Origin of the sequence: Candidatus Manganitrophus morganii, from assembly GCA_021651055.1 — a bacterium.
GTDB lineage: Bacteria > Nitrospirota > Nitrospiria > SBBL01 > Manganitrophaceae > Manganitrophus > Manganitrophus morganii.
Genome location: JAJHOH010000001.1, coordinates 3,571,742 through 3,588,398, shown reverse-complemented (window position 1 = coordinate 3,588,398; position 16,657 = coordinate 3,571,742). Strand labels below are relative to the sequence as shown.

19 protein-coding genes are annotated in these 16,657 nt (G+C 55.9%); all 19 read right to left on the bottom strand.

Annotated elements, in window-relative coordinates; translation table 11 throughout:
- Window positions 1-76: 76 nt before the first annotated feature.
- Window positions 77-502, bottom strand: coding sequence for a type II toxin-antitoxin system VapC family toxin (locus MCM46_16475; protein ID MCG3113412.1), 426 nt, complete (start codon window positions 500-502; stop codon window positions 77-79).
- The gene (locus MCM46_16470; protein MCG3113411.1) at window positions 499-741 is read right to left on the bottom strand and encodes a type II toxin-antitoxin system prevent-host-death family antitoxin; all 243 of its coding nucleotides are present in this window, start codon (window positions 739-741) and stop codon (window positions 499-501) included. Before MCM46_16470 ends, MCM46_16475 begins: the two co-directional genes overlap by 4 nt.
- A gap of 137 nt (window positions 742-878) precedes the next feature.
- On the bottom strand, window positions 879-1,688 hold the full coding sequence (locus MCM46_16465) for a PRTRC system ThiF family protein (protein ID MCG3113410.1): 810 nt from the start codon (window positions 1,686-1,688) through the stop codon (window positions 879-881).
- A 12-nt stretch (window positions 1,689-1,700) separates the two neighbouring features.
- Window positions 1,701-2,321 (bottom strand): PRTRC system protein A, encoded by a 621-nt coding sequence (locus MCM46_16460; GenBank protein ID MCG3113409.1) that lies wholly within the window; start codon window positions 2,319-2,321, stop codon window positions 1,701-1,703.
- Window positions 2,305-3,030, bottom strand: a complete 726-nt coding sequence (locus tag MCM46_16455; GenBank protein MCG3113408.1) for a PRTRC system protein B — start codon at window positions 3,028-3,030, stop codon at window positions 2,305-2,307. The genes MCM46_16460 and MCM46_16455 overlap by 17 nt, the downstream gene beginning before the upstream one ends.
- Window positions 3,008-3,739 carry a hypothetical protein gene (locus tag MCM46_16450; GenBank protein MCG3113407.1) on the bottom strand — a complete coding sequence of 244 codons (732 nt, stop codon included), beginning with the start codon at window positions 3,737-3,739 and terminating at the stop codon, window positions 3,008-3,010. Before MCM46_16450 ends, MCM46_16455 begins: the two co-directional genes overlap by 23 nt.
- Window positions 3,740-4,029: 290 nt before the next feature.
- Window positions 4,030-4,467: a PRTRC system protein C gene (locus tag MCM46_16445; GenBank protein ID MCG3113406.1), complete on the bottom strand. Its 438-nt coding sequence runs from the start codon at window positions 4,465-4,467 to the stop codon at window positions 4,030-4,032.
- Between the two features lie 38 nt (window positions 4,468-4,505).
- On the bottom strand, window positions 4,506-4,979 hold the full coding sequence (locus MCM46_16440; protein ID MCG3113405.1) for a hypothetical protein: 474 nt from the start codon (window positions 4,977-4,979) through the stop codon (window positions 4,506-4,508).
- A 49-nt stretch (window positions 4,980-5,028) separates the two neighbouring features.
- Window positions 5,029-6,732, bottom strand: coding sequence for a ParB/RepB/Spo0J family partition protein (locus MCM46_16435; GenBank protein ID MCG3113404.1), 1,704 nt, complete (start codon window positions 6,730-6,732; stop codon window positions 5,029-5,031).
- A 53-nt stretch (window positions 6,733-6,785) separates the two neighbouring features.
- Window positions 6,786-7,133 carry a hypothetical protein gene (locus MCM46_16430; protein MCG3113403.1) on the bottom strand — a complete coding sequence of 116 codons (348 nt, stop codon included), beginning with the start codon at window positions 7,131-7,133 and terminating at the stop codon, window positions 6,786-6,788.
- Window positions 7,130-8,299 (bottom strand): hypothetical protein, encoded by a 1,170-nt coding sequence (locus MCM46_16425; GenBank protein MCG3113402.1) that lies wholly within the window; start codon window positions 8,297-8,299, stop codon window positions 7,130-7,132. The genes MCM46_16430 and MCM46_16425 overlap by 4 nt, the downstream gene beginning before the upstream one ends.
- Before the next feature lie 72 nt (window positions 8,300-8,371).
- Window positions 8,372-10,033: a hypothetical protein gene (locus MCM46_16420; GenBank protein MCG3113401.1), complete on the bottom strand. Its 1,662-nt coding sequence runs from the start codon at window positions 10,031-10,033 to the stop codon at window positions 8,372-8,374.
- A 34-nt stretch (window positions 10,034-10,067) separates the two neighbouring features.
- Window positions 10,068-12,638 (bottom strand): hypothetical protein, encoded by a 2,571-nt coding sequence (locus tag MCM46_16415; GenBank protein MCG3113400.1) that lies wholly within the window; start codon window positions 12,636-12,638, stop codon window positions 10,068-10,070.
- A gap of 61 nt (window positions 12,639-12,699) precedes the next feature.
- Entirely contained in the window at window positions 12,700-12,957 is a 258-nt protein-coding gene (locus tag MCM46_16410; protein MCG3113399.1) for a hypothetical protein, read from the bottom strand.
- Window positions 12,954-13,952: a DUF3150 domain-containing protein gene (locus tag MCM46_16405; GenBank protein MCG3113398.1), complete on the bottom strand. Its 999-nt coding sequence runs from the start codon at window positions 13,950-13,952 to the stop codon at window positions 12,954-12,956. Before MCM46_16405 ends, MCM46_16410 begins: the two co-directional genes overlap by 4 nt.
- Window positions 13,953-14,005: 53 nt before the next feature.
- Window positions 14,006-14,197: a DUF2997 domain-containing protein gene (locus MCM46_16400; protein MCG3113397.1), complete on the bottom strand. Its 192-nt coding sequence runs from the start codon at window positions 14,195-14,197 to the stop codon at window positions 14,006-14,008.
- Complete coding sequence (locus MCM46_16395; GenBank protein ID MCG3113396.1) at window positions 14,194-14,628, bottom strand: hypothetical protein; 435 nt, start codon at window positions 14,626-14,628, stop codon at window positions 14,194-14,196. Before MCM46_16395 ends, MCM46_16400 begins: the two co-directional genes overlap by 4 nt.
- A gap of 32 nt (window positions 14,629-14,660) precedes the next feature.
- Window positions 14,661-16,091: an AAA family ATPase gene (locus tag MCM46_16390; protein ID MCG3113395.1), complete on the bottom strand. Its 1,431-nt coding sequence runs from the start codon at window positions 16,089-16,091 to the stop codon at window positions 14,661-14,663.
- 105 nt (window positions 16,092-16,196) lie between these two features.
- Window positions 16,197-16,607, bottom strand: coding sequence for a JAB domain-containing protein (locus MCM46_16385; protein ID MCG3113394.1), 411 nt, complete (start codon window positions 16,605-16,607; stop codon window positions 16,197-16,199).
- Window positions 16,608-16,657 lie beyond the last annotated feature (50 nt).

Here is a 16,657-nt window from a genome sequence, read left to right as displayed (position 1 = left end):
ATGCCACAGATTGGGACTTTCGACCCCAGGGCCGTTAGGCATTCGTGGATCTGCGTTGCAGCGTTATGCCTTTCACTTATCTTATTGCAAATCGCTTTACGCCCGCCTTCTTGGCCGCCTTCTGTAGCTCTTCATCCAGCGTCGCCAGAGGTATCCCCTCGCGCAAAGCCAGTTCGAGATAGGAGGCGTCATAGGAGGAAAGCCGGTAACGCCGAGCCAATTGAAGGGTCTCCGACAACGCATGCGAGAAAGTCGCATCATCCACTTCGATATCCACCTCTTCGAGCATCCCGAGGAAGGTCTCGCTGCGAGCCTCTGTGACCAATCCCTTCGCTTCCGCCCTTGCGATGACATTCGCCACTTCGAGCCCCCATGTGACCGGCACGAGCGCACTCCCGTCCCGCATCGCGTCAAGCGCTTCTGTGGCATAGGCGAGTTCCTGCGGCTTGCCGTCGCCGAAGAACCAGCGCATCGAAACGGAATTGTCGACGACAAACCTCACGCGCGCCCCTCTTCGATGAGTTCCTTGATGTTCACCCCGCGCACCGGGTTCTCCAGCATGAACGCCTTCATCTTTTTCACCGCCGCAGCTTTGTCTTTCGTCTTCGCCCCGACGCTCGGCACAAGGTCCGCGACAGCTTCCCCCCGACTCGTAATCGTGAAACTCTTTCCTGCTTTCACCTGCCGCAGCAACTCTGAGAGCTTCGTCTTCGCTTCGTAGGAACCAATTTCTCTTTTCATGTTTTTTCCCCGTTATTTTGTTTCATATAGACCAGTATATAGACCAGTCGCGGTCAAGTCAAGGCGCCCGGGGCCTCCATCCCTCCGGCCAGTCCGTTTACACCTTTGTTGGGTTATCTCTTAATCCTCCTCCCTTGTCAATGATCCCTCAGTCCGCCGTTCCTCTTTCGCCCGCGTCTAGTCCAATACCCAAATCGCTCCCAGGCTTTCGGATCGATCGGCAGGACCGAGGTACTCCGCGGTGTTAAACTGACATACGCCACGGAATACTCCAGAAAGCCGTATCGGAAGGCCTTCCAGAGCATCTCCACGGCTTCGATCGCGACAAACTGATTGATAAAGAGATCCTGATGCTCGATCGCTTCCGCCAGAGAACAAGAAGGCCCCTGATCCTTCTCCCTGGCTGGGTCTCTGATTTCGGGGTAGAGATCCAAGACCGTCGGGAGCCGCCCGATCACGTCTTGGATCTTCGGTTTCTCTACCTCCCGCACGGTCCCGAAAACCGCCTGCCCCTGGCTTCGGCTATTGCCACAATCCAACCAGTAGGCGCCGGCGGTTCCTCTCCGAAGGATCTCCCCGATTTCGATCCTCGCCTTACCGGTATCGACCGCGCTGATCAAAAGATCCGGAGAACGGTAGCCTTTGAGGAAATATCTTATAGGCGCCGCCTCCCAGGAAAAACCGGTGCACTGGTTGATCCGGGTCACCAACACGGACGCCTTCGGATGGCCGACATCGGCGCGATAGAACATCTGCCTCCCTATATTGGCCTCGCTCACAATATCCGGATCATAGACAGTGACCTTCATCCCCGGATGTCCCAGGGCGATCAGTGCCATATTGAGTTGTACCAGCCGGGTGGCCAGGGCGCTGCCTGTCCCGCCGCAGCCAACCAGATGAATTTCCACCGGCCGAAAATCGTTATCGAAACGGACATAGTGCCGCACTGATCCCTCCGATCATGCTTGAACCCAAGGCGCCGGCTCGTCGAAAAAGTACCCGGCGAGACAGAGCCGCAGCTTGCAATCCAGTTGAGTGAGCGGCCGGTCTTTACCAGCGCGGCCCAAAACCAGCGAGTAATGCGGGAATCCCAGATCGGATTGATCGTCGGTGTGGGAGAAGAACGCGGCCCCGGCTCCATGGCTGTGAAGGTCCAATACAAGCACGGTCTCCGGATCTAAATCCGGCCATTGATATCGCACCGATACCGCCGATCGCTCCAGAACCTCCAACACAAGATACTCCCAGCCGCAGTCTGCACCCCAGGTGATCCAGGCCGCGGTCTCACATCCAGAATCGGCCCATTCGTTAGCCTGTTCGGCAAATCGCTCGATCAACTTCAGTGGAATGCGGCCGCAGCGAAGCTGTGATGACGCTCCAACATTTCCATACGGCAACTTTCGTCGGCTCTTCCAGAGCGGCCGACAAAAGTGCCCCCAGCCCGCATCCATCTCAATCCATAAGCCATCTTCGGCCATCGCCAGCCGCGTCTCCCCCGCTTTCAAGGCTGGTAACGGCTCAAACACCGGAACCATCACTGTGGGAAGACGCGTTTGAATAATTTCATCTTTCGGATTCATCGAGTCCTATCTTTTGTAGAAGCTGCCGGAGAGTGATCCCGGCCGGTTTTAGAAGATGATACGGAAAGCGTTTTCGTTTACCCGAAAGCAGCGCCTCCCAGAGTTGCACGATCGTTCCTTGTTTCAGGAAGTGGTTATCCGGCGCATTCGTATGGGTGAAGGCGCTTGTGTAAAATGCCTCGGCCCAGGTCTCCATCTCCTGCGGCATGCCCCCTCCCGGTATGCGGCTTGAACCCAGACAGACTTCATGATTGGCATTCACATTGAGAAAGGGAGGCATCAGTAGCGAAGTGGAAAGGGCGGGACGCAAGATGGTCTTCGTCACGAAGACATAGAGTCGCCGGGAGAACGCGACCAGAACCAGCGACGGCCATAAAACCACGCCGGACTTCAGCGAAATCTGCCGTCCGAAATAGATGGGCCGCCGAACCTGCGGCCGGAAGAAAACCAGAGGGCCTTCCGATCCCACGCCGTAGGCCAGCAGCATGGGATCGATCCAGCCGATATTTCGGATGAGATCCGGCGCGGTAGCCCTGCAGAGCGATTCGAGATCTTTCATTTCAACGCGACGCCCCTCCCTCAGCAGCGGAATCCCCTTTTCAGATATCTCGATCGGATGGATCTGCCAGTAATGGATCGCCTCGGAAGGCAGGGAATCCCGTCCGGTGTAATAGAGCAGTGCTGCGTTAAGATTGAGTGTCTGTACCATTTTCATTCTCCTCTGGTGACCGCCCATTTCCCTGGGCGAGCGAAGGCCTCGCCAAAGAGCATGCCTTTAAATGCAGTCGATAGCACTCGCCCAGCTGTTTAAGGTCCGTGAGGACCTCGGAAACCTGCTGAGCGCTCTTGAACGGAAAGACCGATTTCGAGCCAAGAGAATTCTCATAGTACCCCTGCGCCTCCTGATCGAATGCTTCGACCAAGGGATCGGAGGTGGACCAGAGGAGCGGTGTCAGTAACTCAGGGTAAAAATTATCATCATAATAGTCCCCGGCGGGCGCCTCTTCTCGGATAGGCCGGGTCCACCTGGTACTGATCTCGCGGACCTCCTCCGCCCAGAGATGCCATCGGTATAACCAGGAGTCATCCGGGGGAGGGGGCGGAAGCTCCGGAAAAACCGGCTTGTCTTTCCCTCGGAAAAGAAACCGGTACTCTTGAGGAATCCCATTTTGGAGCCACTGGAGTCTCTCCTGGAAATATTTTTCATCCTCGCTCCCCTTTTCCATTTCATAACGGTCTTGCTCATAGAGATCCAGGCAGCTTTCGATTTGATCATCGTATGTATAATACGGTTTTACCCATGTCAGCGTCTGCAAAGCGGCCACCACCACCGCCTCCAAGCGTAGATCGGCTTTCCCGATCTGAGGAAGAACATCGCAGAAGATCGCGTTGCAGTCGATCGGATGGTCGATCATCATCCCACAATGCAATGATCCAGAGCTTTCTAATTTTCCTATCCCGATCTCATGCCCGCAGTTGCCGAAACTCGCTGAGCAGATCTCGTCGAACATTCCTTTGATCCAACCTGCAAGTTCCACCTGGATCCGATCCGGCCGCGTCTGCTCTCCCCAGGGACCGGGTTTGCCACATCGGGTTTTGCTCAGGGCGCGAGAGATCCATAAGCCCGCGCGGGCGAGCAGGCTGTTGGGAAGGCCCGTACTTGCGTAGACGAGCGTTGCGAGTGACTGATCGAGCTTCGGGAGGGGAATTACGGCAGTAGGGGGAGGAATCGACCGGGAAGCGGGCTTTCGTTTGGTGGCCGCTCCTGTACCTGGGCGATTGGTTCTGTATTCCGTTGTATCGCTCCTAGAAACCGGGTGAGTAAGTCGTTTGGACATCGCGCTCCTTTCTCCTCTTCAAGACCTTCTTCCGACATTTTAGCCAGTTGCTCGACGGCGAGCAGGATGGGACACTGCATGTGAAGATGGGGGGGCGATTGCTCGCCCCCCTTGGTTCCGACGGCCCGGGTGAACTTGTAGACCTGGGTCGCTCCCCGGCGCTCCGGCTCCCCCACAACCGCCTGGGTCAGCTCGGGATAGACCGTAGCGTAAAACTCCTTGACCCGATCGGGCGACATGACCGGATCGGGATCGGCCAGTTTTAATGAACCGTATTCAAAAACGCGTTCTACTTTTTGTATATCCATAAATCCTCCATTATCAGATGTGTTTATATGTGGAGCGCTTAACCAAACAAATCAAACGCGGAAGGCTCCTTTTCAACCCCGGCGGGGGTCCCAATTTTCTCCTTCGACGAGTCGACCTTTTGAGACGTGTCCGGCTGAGGCGTATCCAATTCAGAGGGCTTCTTCTCTTCGCTTGATTCTTTCTTTTCGGTCTTCCCTTTATCGGCCCCTGAGATCGCCTTACTGACCGCTTCCCGTTTGACCGAAAAGGCGCGATGCAGCCTCCCTTCCTCTTCGTAGTTCTGCTCGATCAGCGACATAAACCCTTCGTTGAGCTCCTCCGGGGTCGCCTTAAAAACCAGCGGTACCCGCGCCTGCTCATACAACTCCTTTTCCTTCCCGGAAAGCGGATTCACCTCCGGATACATCGGATGGAAGAGCACGACCAGTTTCCCGCGCTCCCCCGTGGTAATAGTAAAAGTCACTTTCCCCTGGGGCGGTATGAGATTTGAGATCTTTGTAAAATCAAACATGGTGAACCTCCTTATTGTGTTGGTCTGGTATGTTCTTTACAGAATTGATTTATCCGTTTTGAAAATCGGTCTCCCGCGTAAGCCAGGCCGGCATGATTTGGGCCGTAAATCCGCAGGCGAGGAGCGCATCGATGAATTCCTTCTTCGGCCGGGTGGATAACTTCGATACCGACCCCCCTTTGTTCTGAAGGAACATGGTCATGCCGACCTCCTTCGCGGTGGCCTCGATCTCCGCTTTGGTGAGCAGCTCCAGGTAGGTTCGATCGATCTTAAAGAGGACTTCCGGGGTGGCCGCAAGATCGGTGAAGACCATCTCCTCGATTAAAGGGAGAGAGAATTTATCGAGCGCCTTCAGTGCCATTCTCCCCGCCGCGGTCATCAGCTGCTCCGCGTTCAAGGCTTTCAGCTTGGAATAGAGCTTCGGCGGATCGGATTCAAAGCCGTCGCAGGCCAGATTAAGTTCTTTCAGGGTGGAATCCCCAGTCCAGTTCCTCCCCCAGGAGGTGTCTTTCATGGCAAGGAGGATCAGCCGTAGTCGATTCTCCGGGGTTTCTAAGAGGTGAGCGGCCAGATATTCCTGATATCGATTTCTTTTGAAATCCTTCACCCGCTGGGGAGCGTTTGCGGGGGTCATCTTTTTGGGAACCGGACTGGCTGTGGATACATTCTTTAAACCGGGATCTTTTTCGGCCTTGGCTCCCCCCTTTGTAGATCCGGACTTCTTTTCCGCATTCCCTCCCCGGAATCGCGCCGCGCGCTCCTCGTAGCAGGGGCGGTTCGTGCAGATATTCTGCCGCAGCGGGTAACCTCCCGCGGAGACGAAAACAACCAGAAATTTGCAACTCTGGCAATCCCGCAGAGCCTCCTCGCCCAGCTCCCCCTTATTGTGCATGACGGCCTGGGTTTGATCGATCTCCGGGGGAAGATCGTCGATGCCGATCTTGACCTTCCCGGCGATGACCGCCCGGGGCCCCATCTCTTCGATCTGTTTCGCCAGAGATTTCGCCTTCTCCAGATCTTTCCTGCTCCAGCACGGATCGTAGAGGCACTTCCCAAGACCCGAGGCCTCCCGAGCAAAGAGATCCGGCTGACCCGCGCTGTTATGGGGGCAGTTACGGCAGTCCTGGGTGTCGAAGACGGCATTGACGAGCCGCCGATCGTTCTGATGGTTCAGCAGATTGGAGAGTTGTACCGCGTTGAGGCGCTGCTCCTCCACCGTGGCCAGCATCGTTTTTTGCCGGTCGTCGGGAAGACACGATAACAACTCTGCTACGGAGAGGCCGATCGCGCCGGTCCTGACCTTCTCCCTCGCCTCCGAGATCAGATGAAGCAGCTTCATCCGCCGGCGAATGTACTCTTCGCTCCGGTTGATCATCGCGGCGAGGTCCTGAATCGATTTTTCGGCCAACTGCTCCTCAAAGGCTTCCGCCTCGTCGATCGCGGGAAGAGATTCGCGTTGAATATTCTCGGCCAGATGGATCGCTTTCATCCGCTCGGCCGTCAGCCCCTCCCGAACGATCGCGGCGATCTTCTCCATCCCCAGCTTCTCGTGGGCGCGCAGACGTCTCTCCCCCATGACGAGATCGTATTTCCCTTCCCCGTTCGGGACGACCGTGATCGGTTGAATGAGGCCGTTCATCCTGATGTTCTCGGCCAATTCCCCCAACGCGGCCGGATCGATATACTGCCTGCTGTTCTTGATTACGAAAATGTCTTTTATGGCGATCATTTCCACTTTCTGATCTGTTTCCATCTGTTTTCTCCTGATGAATTTCGATCCCAATGCCAATGAAAAAGGCCTGGCGTTCAGAAGTCATCCCGGCGCGCGAGCAGATGCCCGTACCGACGTTGCATCTCCGGGGTTTCGAACTGATAAACACGGATTCGCTTTCGAATGTCCTCCAAACGATGGCGGTCTCTACACATCCACAATTGCCAGTCGGGATCGAATTTCCGGCCCCTCCCATCGAGGCCTCCATATTTGGTGATGCGACGGTCGAGGGCGTCGATAAACTCTTTCCGCCAGGCCCGCAGTTCCATCGGGCTGTCACTCCAGCGTATTTTGATTCGGCCGCCGGCGCGGGTGATCTCAAACGCCTTTCGGACAAATCTGAGATACTCTTTTACGAACGGATAGGTCCATTTCGTGGTCATCGCTCCTCCGGATAGCAGAGGGTCACAATCCATCCTTCAGGGTGTCTCTCCGGAATGCCCCAGATCTCTCCCGTGGAATGCGGATAGTGAATGATTCCCGAGATCCCTTTTGCGAAGCTCCGGGACACCGATTCCAGGATGAGATGACAGTCCGGCAAGGCGGCAACGGTGTTGGTGGCGACGAACCGCACGGATCTCGCCGCCGGCTGGTGATTCTCGTATTCCGGCGGGATGGGACAGCACTTTAATCGCAGGAACCGAAGCATCCATTCCACACCCCAATCCCCGCAATGCCCGCAATAGGCCATTCCTGAGACCTCATCACAGGAGGCCAGATACGCCCTCGCCTCCTCGATCGTCGCCGGATCCTTCTCGTAACAGTTGGCACAGAACGGGCAGACCGGATGATTGCAGGAAGGGCAGGCCAACACCTCCGATCTCAGGATGGGTCGTTCATATTTCACAGTTCCTCCGTGAATCCCGCAATAAAATCCCTCTATCCGAATGAGGGACAGCACGGTCTTCTCCGATAAACACGAGGCCTCCCGATAAAGGGAGGCTACTTTCTCGTCGATGGCTCGGTCCAGGTCATCCTTCGGATCAGGAGATCCGACGCCGCGGCCGGTCTTTCTTGCCAGTTCGTTGGCCTCCTCCATCCACGCTTTGATCCGGTTTGCGATATCGGCCGGAAGATGCCGGCTGTTTCCGCTCTGAATATACCGGCCGCTCTCATCTACCGGAGGATAGGTGATAAGGCCGAAACCGAGCGCCACGTCGGCGTCATCGTCGGGATCGATATGATCCCACAACAGGGGCAGATGGATGCCGCTTTTGGTCTTCGTCTGTGTCGTTGTTAGAAATTCGATCTCCTTTTCCGAATATGTTCTCCTTAAATCTTCGTCCCGTTCGGGGACCGGATTCTCCAACAACCATTTTGAGAGATCATCGCATCCGATTCCCTCTTTGATTTCCCGCCAATCCCGCGCAGGAAGATGTCCTTCGAGCCATTCTACAAAGGGTTTCCGGATCTCACATCCGACCTCCGACTGCTCGCGATAGTATTCGGTCTCACCTTCGGTGATCCTGTCGAAATCCTCTTCCCTCAGAGCCTCATATAGATTGCATCCCATCCGGCTCGTCAATTCGTATCGGAATTTCACTTCCATGACGTCTCCTTAAAAAAAGAGGGGCCCTCCTCGTGTTGACGAAGAGAGCCCCTCTTTGACCTTCCTGGTTTCTTATGTATTCGTGGCTACCGGGAGTTCTTTGACTTGAATCTCTCCCCCTTTGACTTCCACCACAAACCGGCTGCCGTCGAGCGCTTGCGCATACTCTTGAAGGGCGCTCTGAATCAAAGCGCCCGGATCTCCCTTGATGATCGCGAGATTCGCCCGGAAGTTCTCCATCGCCGCATCGAAGCCGGATTCGTCGAAGTCCTCTCCCTCCGTCTGAAAGTAAAAGGCCTGGTCGATCGGATAATCCCAGTGCAGAGGCCGATCGATGATCCAGAAGGCGCCGTTGAGGAAGGCGTCTTCCGTGATCTCTTTTATCCCGTATCCTTCCAGGGTCAGGGAAAACCGCTTACAGAGAACCACCCTCTTCCCCCACCAGGCTCCTTCCGCCACGATGTCATTCTTTTCGACCGAGACGGACACGCCGCGTTTGTAAAACGCCTCGATCTCTTCGCCGGCGCTCGCCCGTGAGAACCAATGCTCCGGATCGTCCCAGGCATCCAGAATCGGCAGGCCAAAAGCGTACATGGCGAAGAGATGATCGAGGGTGTCATCCGCCGGGTAGAGACTCGCTCTGTCTTTCAGGAAACGCAACTCCGTGTTGGAGGCCGGAATTTCCACAGGGGAGCCAAACGAATTCTCCTGATCCTCCCCCTCGTAATGGAGCAGATGCATCGGAGTGATCAGTAGGCCCCAGCGGGAAGCCGGAATCGGAAGATTCCGGACAGCTTCATAACATTCCCATTCCAGAAGGCATTCGAAAAACCTCTCCGCTTGTCCCTGCGCTTCGATATGATTCGCAGCGGCTTTTACGACCCCGTTTTCAAGCGATCCGATTCTCTCCCGGGTCTCGGTGGAATCGTACAACATGTTCCGGTCCGGGACCCGGACGCGCCATTGATCGCCGTGAAGATGCATATACACCTGCATGCCGCGCCGGCTGAAGTTCGGCCAGGTCCGTAAGCCATTGTCCGCACTCGAAATGACAAGCCCCTGCAGGAAAGTGACTCCCTTCGTGGAAAAGGTGTCCTTCGGGTTCAACTCCACAAGAGCCACTCCGTCCGGGAGATCGAACCGAAGCCCCCTCCAGACATCCAACGCGTACGGCCGGCACAGAGATTCGGTATTCAGATACACGGGGACCGGAAATCCGCGGACGATCGTCTCAAGGACCTCTTTGAGTTTCTCGATCTGATTTTCCTTCCCGGCGTCTACAGTCGATTTTTTCAGATGCAGGATGATCGATGTTCCGGATCGGATTTCGCACGGCTGAAGGACGACCGGTTCGCCTGCGAGAATCCGGCCGCTGTGCAGTACTACCCGCTGCCCCCGCGATCTGATCTCGACGGTCACAGCCGCGTACAGGGCCGCATAGAACCCCATTCCGAACGGGTTCTCTCGCTCGATCACCTCCGGCTCCCATCCGGAGCCGCCCAGGGTGAGAAGCGATTGGAAATCCGAGACGCCGGATCCGTTATCATCGATTCGAAAATAATTCGGATCACTTCGGTCTGTGTAGATGTTGATCCGTGTGGCTCCGGCGCGCCGGGCGTTTTGCAGAAGTTCCCGAACCCAGATTCTCTCCCCGGAGAAGACCTCGCCGAAATTTTTCATCATGATGTTCAGATTCACATCGATCTTGATCGATCTATTTTCTTCGATTTGCATCCACTGTCTCCTAAATATTCTTCATCGTTTCCGATCATCCGACGGGTTGTGGGCGTATTTTTCTCTTCCGCCCCGTCCGGGCGCCGGTCAGTATCTCCTGCGACTTTTGCATGAGGCCGATCAACTCCTCCGTCTTCCGAATCAGGTTCCCAATCCGCTTTTGCGTCAGACCGCCCGAATTAAAACCCCTCAAATACCTCTGATACTGCTCTTGCATCTCCATCAGATCGAACACCGATAAGGCTTGGTTCCTCTCCCTGATTTTCACCGCGTCCTGCTCCACCAATGCCAATAAGAGCTGCCCAACCGCCAAGACCAGACCGTTTCCTGTCTCAAGCAGTATCAGGATGCGCTGTTTTTCCGGCAAGGCCCCGCAAATCAGATCTTGCCGCCAGGATTCCCCGAAGGCGGAGTTCAACTCGTCTCTTGCGGCCTTGCTGATCGCGTTGAACTGCGAAACATGAGAGACCAGAAGAAGCCGCCGTTCGCGCATCTTTCCCAGAACCTCCTTCCGCTCCCCCTCGGGAAAGGACTCCAAGATCTCCGAGATCTCTTTCTCTATGAGCAGATAGAGCGAGAGGGGGTACGGCGCCTGCTTCAGAATCGGATGAACGCTATCGAAAGAGACCCCGTTGAAAGGACCATGCAGCTCTGCGATCTCACGGAGGGCCAGAGCGAGGTAGATGGCGCTGAGGATATAAAACCTGGAGAAAAAGCGATCGGAAACAGAGAGAATCACCTCAAAAACCTTCTTCACTTCCGAAGCAACGTCGGAGGCTCCGGCCCTATTTCTCCTTTTCTTGGCAAAAATCTCCCGAAGCGGGTTGTTGCGAAGGGCCCGTTCGATCTCCTTTCGGACCGGAATATTCCATCGCTCCGAAAGTTCAATCATCCATTGGTTCAGATCCTCGAACGTTCCGATCTGATGAAACCGTTTATTGTTGACCTCTTCAATCCACCTTTCGTACCGGCTCGCCTCCTCATGATCATATCGCCGCTTCGCGGAGATCCGCTTCTCCTCCAAATAGGCCCGTAAGCCGTCTTTGATTCGGCCGAACATCCGAAGCAGATTTGCGGATTGCATCATCCGCATGGAAGGATCCAGCAGCTGGCGATCGAGGCTCATCCATCGTGAGGAATCCAAATACAAATCGACGAAGGAGGCCAGCTGCTCATGGTGGACCTGGATGATCGCACACTCTGAAAAAGCGGTCTGTTTTCCGTTGGCCTCTCTTGCGGAGAGGAAGACATTGATCGAGATAAAACACTCCGCCCTGATCTGTCTCTTCTCGGCCATTCCTTTCCCATCGAACAGGTAGGCCGGCATTGAGACCGGTACTAACTCGGCGTCGTTTTGGGAGAACGGCTGGCCGGTGATCGCCAGGATCATCATCGGGTGGCTGATGTGCCCCGACGCATGGCGGACCCGCTTGAAGTTGCGGGATCGCGCCGAGGTGATCAGAATCGAAATCCCCCCTTCCCGCAGTTTCATCGGCAAGATCTGCCGCGTGTAGGCGGCCAACGAGAACCCCTGCGGCCCTTTCGACAGCCCCATGGCCCGGAATTGTTTATCAAAGCCGCTCTTCGGTTGATCGAACGTATACGGCGGGTTGGCGATCAGCAGATCGAAGAGATGATCCGGAAGAAGGGTCATCAGATCGAACGCATGGTGTTTTAAAACAGCGCAATTCTTGGCGGTAGGGATGGCGCCGCCCTCTCTGCAGGCAACTGCGACCCCCGTCGGATCGACCATCGTGGTGACTTCCGCGATCTCGGCGGAAATGGGATTGAGATCGTTACCAACGATGAGAAATCCGGGATGATGAACCATCGGCCGGATCAGGCTTCCCTTTCCGACGTTCGGCTCCAGGACATTGATCTCCTGTCCCGGGATGGCTGAAATCGGAATGAGCCGAAGAAGGTGATGAAAGACCTCTGGAGAGTAGTAAGCGCCGTTCCCTTCATCGGAGTTCAAAGCGCGTCCTACGGATTCGAAGATACCTCTGTCTCCCAATTCCTCTTCCAACTCGTTCAGCCCCTCCAGAAAGTAATCCATGCGAGTTGAAGAGATCTCTCCGGAGGAGAAATTGTCCGCCTGGCCCCGCAGCGACTCCACCAGAGACGCGACTCTCGGCGGGAAGTCCGACTCGAATAACGCATACAGGCCCGCGAGGAGAACCTTTCTTTGAGCCGCCGGCACAACCCGATCGCGGATATAAGTCAACTGCGCCCGAATTAAGTCGCCGCTGACCGCAAGCCCCCCTTCGCCGGAATAATCGAGATAGAGCCTCTCCTGGATGGCCGCCATCTGCATCCATTCGTCGTAAGGCCCACGACCCTCTTTCAGCTTCGATATCAATTCGATCAGTCTTGATCTCACAGCCGGAACCCGGCTCACCGCGGAGATGTGCCTTTCAGCGCGCTCTCCGCTCCCCTCAAAGTGGGTCATCCACGGAGACCGAGAGAGCCGGTAGGAGAGAAACGGGTAGACCTCGGTCTCCTTCTCTTCGCGAATTCCAGTCGACTTAACAAACAGGGGAGATGGATCATTCACTTGCAGTAATGGTCCATCCAATAAAGAGAACAGACCGAGTTGTTCCGTCATAGGCCTCCCTGGTATAAGTTGGGGTCCGGAGGTATCGGCCTCCGGACCCCCCTTCCTCAGATTATGAACATGGATCTTCGGCGATCCCTTCCAGTTGCGACTCAAGCCAGCAGCCTTCTTCGGCCAACGCCTCGGAGCGTCGACCAAACGGCCCCAGCATCGGGCCTCCCACCGGGGAGAGATCCGCGATCCACTCCCCCGCGGCCGTCGGCTCCACATGAGACGCTCTCCTGTGCTCTAAACGGCCGAGGCCTGAGAGTTCCAGGGTCTCGGTGTAGACAGTGACGGCCGTCCCGTCCGGCAGAAAAATGATCTTCACGCGACCGCCTCCCTGTGCGTGCTCTCCGCCGTTTCCGTGATATCCGGTGTTCCATCCTGCACATGCAGCGCCCCATCCTCTCCGGCGGCGGCTTGAATCCTTAGGCTACGGGTGGCCGCTCCTTTTTCCAGGCCATTCGCTTCCGGTATCCGGATCTTGCGCTTCGGCCTTGCGATCATCATCGCGTCGAGTTGCTCCCGGACCGTCCCCATTTTCTTCGCAACCTCATTTCGGAATCCTTCATCCGATCGAAGCGTCCTGGGATCCACCCCTTCGAGGATCGCCTTGCAACGATTCACCTGGGACTCCAACGCCGTATCGTCATTGATATTCAGCTGTGAGAAATCCGAGAGGAACCCGCGGATATTCTCGATCAACGAGTCCCGGAAGACCTTCTTCTCCCCGGAGAGGCGATCGACCACATGGTCGACCATCTCGGCAAACCGCGTTCGAAGCGTGGCGCCGGCCAGTTCGTGAAATTCCTCGATCGTCTTCTGAAACTTCTCCTGCTCTCTCTCATAGATCTCCGGAGTCAGCACGCCGCTGCGTCCGGGCGCATCCAACATCAGAAAACGCCATGAGAAAGAAAACTTCGACCGGATATCGGCCGGGTAATCGTCCGGATCATACAGGCTGTTAAGCCGAAGACGCGCCCCCTGCATGAAGAGATCGTAATTCCTCGAGAAGGCCTCCGCCTGTTCATTGAAATCCGTCTGATATTTCTTGAGCTTCTCATCGATCTTTCCGATGAGGTCCTTCGGGATGAAAAGAACTCCCGGGATCGGAAACGGGAGGGTCTTTTCATAGAGATCCCCTCGCGCCTCATTTCTGACTCGCTCGACCGGTTTCAAGCACTCCCGGTCCACCAGAAACTTCGTCGCTCTAATCAGGGCGGGATCGGCATCGACCTGAAGGGCGGATGAGGGGAGCTTGATCCTCCCTCCCCAGATGCTCACAGACAACTGCACAAGACAGCCTTTCTCAAATATGCTCATTCAGGACCTCCATTTTTCCTTTCAACCCCATTACCGCCTTCCTTTCAACTACCCTATTCGCGTTTTTGCTCCAGCCGGTCCTTTATTTGGACCTGATAATACTCGCCGGTCAGGGTCTCCTCGGAAACGGATCCCAGGGCCTGCTCCAAAAATCGGGAGGCTTCCTGGCATTGCTTCCCGGCAAAGCCCTCCGTCTTGAGCGTGACCTCTCCCTGCGGGCCAAATGTGATTTCAATCTTCTTCATCGCCCACCTCCGAGCTGAATTTTCAAGGTGATGGAGCCGTCCGTCTTCCGGCTCTCATAGACCGAATAGCCCTTTCTCCTCGCTTCCAGCTTCGTTTTCTCGATCCCATACGCCTGCTTGAGAAGACCGGCGCCCTTACCGACTTTTTGCTCCAAGCCTCCGCGTTGGTAGCTGTCCCATAGAAGGCGGAACCCGCTTCTCTCCGCTCGGACTCCGATTTCGTATTCGGCTCCCGGAACGCCGATGGCGTGATCGCATCGGCCCAAATCTTCGATTGACAAACCTTCTGGAAGCGAGGCATCACCCACGAAACGCCCAAACCAGGCGTATGTTTTCTTGCCTTCGACAAAGGTGAATCCAAGCCGACAGCACGCCGCTTTCAACGCGGTCAGATCGGTCACTTCGATATCGATTTTGGTAATGTGTGACATGAGAACCTCCTCTCTTGATGAAATCCTTCTTTTTAGTTTGCGCCCCCTTCGGCCGGTTTGGCGCTGATTCTGCGGGAGAGTGAAGATCTCTGCGGGGAGGAAGCAGGCAGCGTCCGGCTCTTCGCCCACTCCCTCAGCTCGGCGAGCTTCTCCCCCATGCTCCGGGACAGCGGCACGACATAACGCGCGGCCTCGATCAGGGTGCTTTTCGTCATCGCCGCAATCCGGCAGAGCGATCGGATCTCCGCCCCCGACCAGGCGGACAGATCCGGCACGCCCACCGGCTCAATCCCGTATTCCGCCGCGTGGATATTCAGAATCGCCTCCCTCTCCTCCGGCGTGGGAAGATCGACGAAGAAGATGGCGTCCCATCGCTCCGCCCGAAGAAATTCCGGGGGAAGATGCGCGATATTATTTGTCGTCGCCACCACGAACACCTGGGTTGTGTGGTCATTCAGCCAGGTCAAAAACGTTCCGAAGATCCGCGATCCGACCCCGCCATCCGACTGATGAGAAGAATTCGCGCCCGACAATCCTTTGTCGATCTCATCGAGCATGAGGATGCACGGCGCCATGGCGTCGGCGACTGACAACGCCTGTCGCATTCGCTCCTCCGACTCTCCCACCAACGATCCGAAGAGCCGGCCGAAATTCAGAGAGAGCGTCGGAATCGAGAGCTCTCCACCCAAGACCTTGGCAAAATGGCTTTTGCCGCATCCGGGCACGCCCAGCAGAAGCAGCCCCCGCGCCAGGGGGGAGCCTGCGATCTTCAAGGCAAACTCCTTCAGCCGGTCCAACCCCCCCAGGGTGTCGAACCGATCGGCTGCGTAGAAAATCTCAAGCGAGGCGTTCTTCATCACCATCTGCGCCTTCTGCGTCGATACAACCGAGCATGAGAACGGCCTGGGATCGATCGCCGAGAGGGCGAAAACGTTCTCCGCCTCGAACGTGGTCAGGCCGGTGGCCGCATCCAACAACGCCTCCGCGTGTTCCGGCATCAAAAGCCCGGAAGATCCGACCACGTCCGAGAGAATACTTTGGATTGTTTCTCGATTCGGGAGCGAGAACTCGATCACCGTAAAGATCCGATCGAGCTCCACCGGAATCTGAACCTGCGGAGCCAGCACGACAAGCGATTTTCCCTCTCCTTTCCATTCATGGATGCCGTTCTGGATGGCCTGAATCACTTCGACGGAATTCAGAAATTTGTGAAAGTTCCACAGAAAGAGGATCGTATTCTCGGATGCCTCCTTCAGCCACGTCAGCGGCGATAACGGATCGGAATTCTCCGAAATACACTGCCCGTTCATGTCTTTGATTCCGGAAAGGACATCCCAGCAGACCGCCGTCCCCTCCACTTCCAACGCTTCCTTGCTGAGCGTCTCCCGGGCCCGGTCAGGCTCCACGGTCCGGACATACAATGCGGGATACCCCGCGCGAAGATACGATTTGAACTCAGGCATAAGCCTCTTCCTCCTCTTATTCGTACCGATAAAAAGCAGAGGCCCTGTGGGAACAAACTCCACAGGACCTCCTTGGATGTCTTGGTTATTTATGGCGCTTGATTTCTACAGGATTGATTCGATCCGGTTTCCCCCTACGATCAGTGAATCGATCAGCCTGATCCCCATCAGTTCCCCTACTCTCACGAGCCGCTCGGTAATTTGTCGATCCTCCTTCGAGGGGGTCGGATCCTCTGAAGGGTGATTGTGGACCAGGATGATTTGCGCCGCGGCCGCAAGCAGCGCGACCCTGAACACGATCTGGGGCTGAATGATGCATTGATTGATGCTGCCGACCGACAGAGAATGAATATGCGTCGGCGCATTCTTGTTATCCAAACAGATGATCAGCGCTTCCTCGCGGTCATGAAAGCGGTAGTAGCGCTTGAGCATCTTATGAACATCTTCTCTATCTCTGATCCGGGTCGCCCACACAGGCCGCGCCTCTTTGATCAGCTTCACTCTGACCCATTGCATCCAGCTTCATCTCCTTGTTGGATTTCACTTGATGACACTGCAAGGTAGAG